Below are 4,159 nucleotides of genomic sequence, written 5' to 3' on the forward strand. Positions count from 1 at the left end.
AGCACAAAACAAAGGGGCGGCTGAAGGCTCTTCAAAACCCTCGGGTAAGGCAACGACGCTACTTTCTTCCGCGCGTACCTTGTCAGCAAATCCGCCGTGATGACCGATGATGGTTCCTTGGGCTGAAGCGCAAAGGTTATGGTCGCCGCTATGGCAGGACGAGCAGCTCATGCAGTAGCCAGAGTGCCAGCCTAAGCCGACAGTCTGTCCAATTTGAATCGACTTAACGCGCTTACCGATGGCGTTCACTTTGCCGATCACCTCATGCCCGGGCACAAAAGGGTATTGGGTCATTCCCCATTCGTTGTTGAGCATGCTTAGGTCACTGTGGCAAATGCCGCAGTGCTCGACGGCAATTTCAACTTGGTCGTCTGGTAAATCACCAGGATCGTATTCGAATGGTTTTAGTTCACCACCTGCTTCAAACGCTGCATATGCTTTAATCATGGTAGAAGTCTCCTAAGCCTTGTCGATAGAGTAGTCTAAAAGAAATAGATAGCTGACAGCAAAGCATTCAGCATCATTNTCAAAAAGTCAGTGATAAAAATGAATAGCATGACGCCTTTTACTTGCCACACACCTTTGCCGCTTCGATTTTGTACGGCTACCGGCACGTTGAAGGCGAATTGAGGCGTATAGGACGTTTAAAGCACCTTTTCACCCTTCGGATGAAGTAGCATACCCGAAATTGCCGCTCATTTTTATTGCCTAAGCCCCGGAATTTAGCTTCACAGCGCCCAAAGAAGGTCGTATTTTGGTCGATTTGACCGAAAAGTGCCTGGCGAATGGATCTTTAGCCGACAGTTGCCCCACCGGCCTGCCGCAAAGGCTGACAGTACATGGATTGAGAGCTTAGGAGCGTCAATTAAATAAACGAGTCTGCGATGGGCCGAACAGGCTGGGAGTCAGTGGTGGGGCTCGCTCTGGCGGCTGGTTGTGATGGTTAGTATCGGCTTTGGCCGCCTTCTGTTTGAGATGTTTAAGAATCTGCTCGATTATGTCCGGATCCTCAATGCTGGCAATCACTTTGACATGCCCTCCACAGTGCTCGCAAACCTCAATATCAATATTGAAGACTCGCTTAAGTCGCTGCATCCATGTCATGGCGTGGTGCCGCTCTTCAGGGGTCTTATCGAGCCAGTCAGTATCGGCTGCTTCTAGTTTGTCAGGCTTTTTTCCGCGTTTAGCCGGTGTGACCTGAACACGGTGTTTGCTGTTCGGTGCGAAGACTCCGTGGAATCGGGTGAGGTTGACGCGCGGCTTGGGTACCAGTGCAGCCAGCTTGGCCATGAAGTCCATGGGTTCGAAGATCACATGGGTTGTGCCATTGCGATACGGGGTTTTGAGTTCATACCGAACGTGTCCATTGGAGGTCAATGCCAGGCGCTTTTCTGAAACAGCGGGTCGGCTAACGTAGCGGCAGAGCCGTTCGAGTTTATCCCTCTGATGTCCTTCGGCCATCACACCGGCGTGGAGTGAAAAACCTGCCACTTTAGCCGCTTGGCCATAGCCTGGCTTCTCACTTTCGCAATGAGGGAAGGTTTGCAGGGTGAAGACCTTACTCCCTTGCTGGGGGCCGGTGGCGATGCGGTAAGTCACCGAGGAACCGTGCATTTGCGTGAGTACATCTCCTCCTTCCTCGTCCAGCGTCAACCAGGTATTCTCGGCATCTCGCTCCAACAGACCGCGTTTTTCCAGGCAGCGAGCGACCCGGTGGCTGAGGGTGTTAACGAGCGCATTGAGTTCATGTTGAGTGGGTGCCTTGACCCGATGGAACCGCCGTTGGCCATAGGTATCTTCGGCGTATACGCCATCGAGAAATAGCATGTGGTAATGGACATTAAGGTTGAGCGCAGAACCAAAGCGTTGGATCAACGTCACTGCACCGGTTTGTGCGGTAGCCTTGGTAAAACCAGCCTGCCTAATTAAATGCGTAGAGACGGTGCGGTAGACAATGCCTAACACTTTACCCATCAGCTCTGGATGGCGAGCCAGCAGGAATCGTAACTGGAAGGGAAAGCTCAGCACCCACTGGCGTATGGGAACTTTGGGAAACACCTCATCCACCAAGAGCGCGGCACTCTCCGCCATCCGGCGGGCACCACAGCTGGGGCAGAACCCTCTGCGCTTGCAGCTAAATGCCACCAATCGTTCATGATGGCAATCCTCGCAGCGGACACGCAAAAAGCCATATTCCAGCCGACCACATTGGAGAAAATCTTCGAACTCTCTCTGAACGTAACGAGGCAAGCTTTGTCCCTGACCCTCCAACGAGGACTTAAAGACAGGATAATGTTCCTGAACCAATTGATAGAGGAACGTCTTTTCGGGCTGATGGCGTTCATAGTATGGTGCTTGACTCGCCCAGACATTCCTTGCCGGTGACATGAGTATCGGCGTTTTTCAAGGTAGTTGTCGCCTGAGCATTTAAGCTGCTTGTTTTTCCTTCTCCGGGTTCAACTTAACGTCACCCACTTTCTCCCAGTTCCGCGTAGCTTTTGACCACCTTATTTGGTTCTTTCTTTTCATCTTGCGATAAAGCTCATCCCTCTTCGATAATATTTCTTCATCCAGACCTAAGTGCCTTTGCTCTGGGGTAACAAAGTTAATTCGACTATGCCGGTGCTCTGTGTTGTACCAAGTGACAAACTCTTTCACCCAAGTTCTTGCTTCATCGATTGATTTAAATCCCTCAGATGGCCATCGACGACAGTACTTCAGGGTTCGAAATAGTGATTCTGAAAACGGATTATCATTACTTACACCAGGCCGACTTCGAGAGCTGGCGACACCCAAATCCTGCATTTTTGCTTGCATTGTTAAGCTCTTCATTGGGCTACCATTATCCGAGTGCAACACCAGGGATTTTCTGACGCACTTTTCTGACCAAACACTGCGCTCAAGCAATGCTGCTGCATGTTCTCCTTGCTCGGACTCATGCACTTCCCAGCCAACAATTTTGCGACTGAAGATATCTTCTATCATATACAGGTAATAATACCGCCCTATCACAGTTGCAGGGCAGTACGTAATATCCCAACTCCAGACTTCATTTGGCCCAGTGGCCGTATATCCCTTCGGTTTCTTCGTACCATTTTTGGGCTTGTCTCGCCCCCTGTGAGCCAGTTGATTATGTGCTTTGAGCACACGATAAAAGCTGGACTCAGAAGCAATATATTGCCCTTTATCCGCTAGCCTTGGTACGATTTGGCTGGGTGGAAGGTCCGCATATTCGGGCTCGTTACAGATATTGATAATGCTCTGTCGCTCGGTTTCTGACAACTTATTCTTTGGCTCAGGTCTAATAGCTGACTGTCTTTTGTCCTGTGTAACGCCACCATCTTCAATCCAGCGTTGTAAGGTCCGAAGCGATAAGCCTATTAGCTCACAGGCTTTCACTCTTCTGGCTCCAGCACTAACGGCTTCATCAATCAGCTCCACATAATATTGCCTATCTGGAAGCATGGTTAGCTGTCCTCGTCTTCCCCCCAGTAGGCATTGAGCTTTTTTCTGAGCACCAATAATGCAGCAGTTTCAGCAAGTGCTGCATCTTTGCGTTTTAGCTCCTTCTCTAACTGCTTAATACGCTTCTTATCTGCTTTGCGCTCTGCAGCTTCCTGTTTCTTACGCTGAGCCTCAGTCATATTGTTGTTAATACAAGATTGTTTCCATTGCTTCACCTGATCAGGGTACAGCCCTTTTTCTCGGCAATACTCACTTAGCTCTATCTCCGACATCATGGCGGTTTCCAGAACAATTGAAAACTTTGCTTCTGGAGACCAGTTATCTGGACTACTACTTTTTGTCACACTTGAACCTGGTAATTGAAATTTATCTCGCCAGGAATACAAGGTGGATAGGTTTATGTTTTCCTGGGCTGAAAACGTTCTTAATGATAACCCACTTTCAAGCCACTTCTTAACAATGGCTTCTTTAAACTCTTTTGAATAATGCTTCACTCATATTCTCTTACCGCCTCCTATTCAATTATTAAAAATTAACAGAGGCGACAACTATCCTGACACAGGGGGNTANCACTAAAGCTCGGAATGGCTACTTGGTGTTTCCAGCAAGCATCTGTAAGCGCGTCGAAAATGAATTTTGGTTGTTCTTTTTGAGCAGCAAAATTCAGCGCTAAACCTACTAGAGTTTCAGTCAT

The 4,159-nt window shown here is 48.9% G+C and carries 3 protein-coding genes; all 3 read right to left on the reverse strand.

Features of this window, described 5'->3' with window-relative positions:
- Window positions 1–447 (reverse strand): alcohol dehydrogenase catalytic domain-containing protein (locus A3763_RS04995; RefSeq protein WP_156494919.1); only part of this gene is annotated, 447 nt, incomplete at its 3' end.
- A gap of 414 nt (window positions 448–861) precedes the next feature.
- Window positions 862–2,388, reverse strand: a complete 1,527-nt coding sequence (locus A3763_RS05000) for an IS91 family transposase (protein ID WP_068759926.1) — start codon at window positions 2,386–2,388, stop codon at window positions 862–864.
- 39 nt (window positions 2,389–2,427) lie between these two features.
- A protein-coding gene (locus A3763_RS26710; RefSeq protein ID WP_369808172.1) for an IS3 family transposase occupies window positions 2,428–3,959 on the reverse strand; the annotation gives its coding sequence in 2 pieces (ribosomal slippage) (window positions 2,428–3,515 and window positions 3,515–3,959; 1,533 coding nt in all).
- Window positions 3,960–4,159 lie beyond the last annotated feature (200 nt).

Source organism: Oleiphilus sp. HI0128 (genome assembly GCF_001635365.1).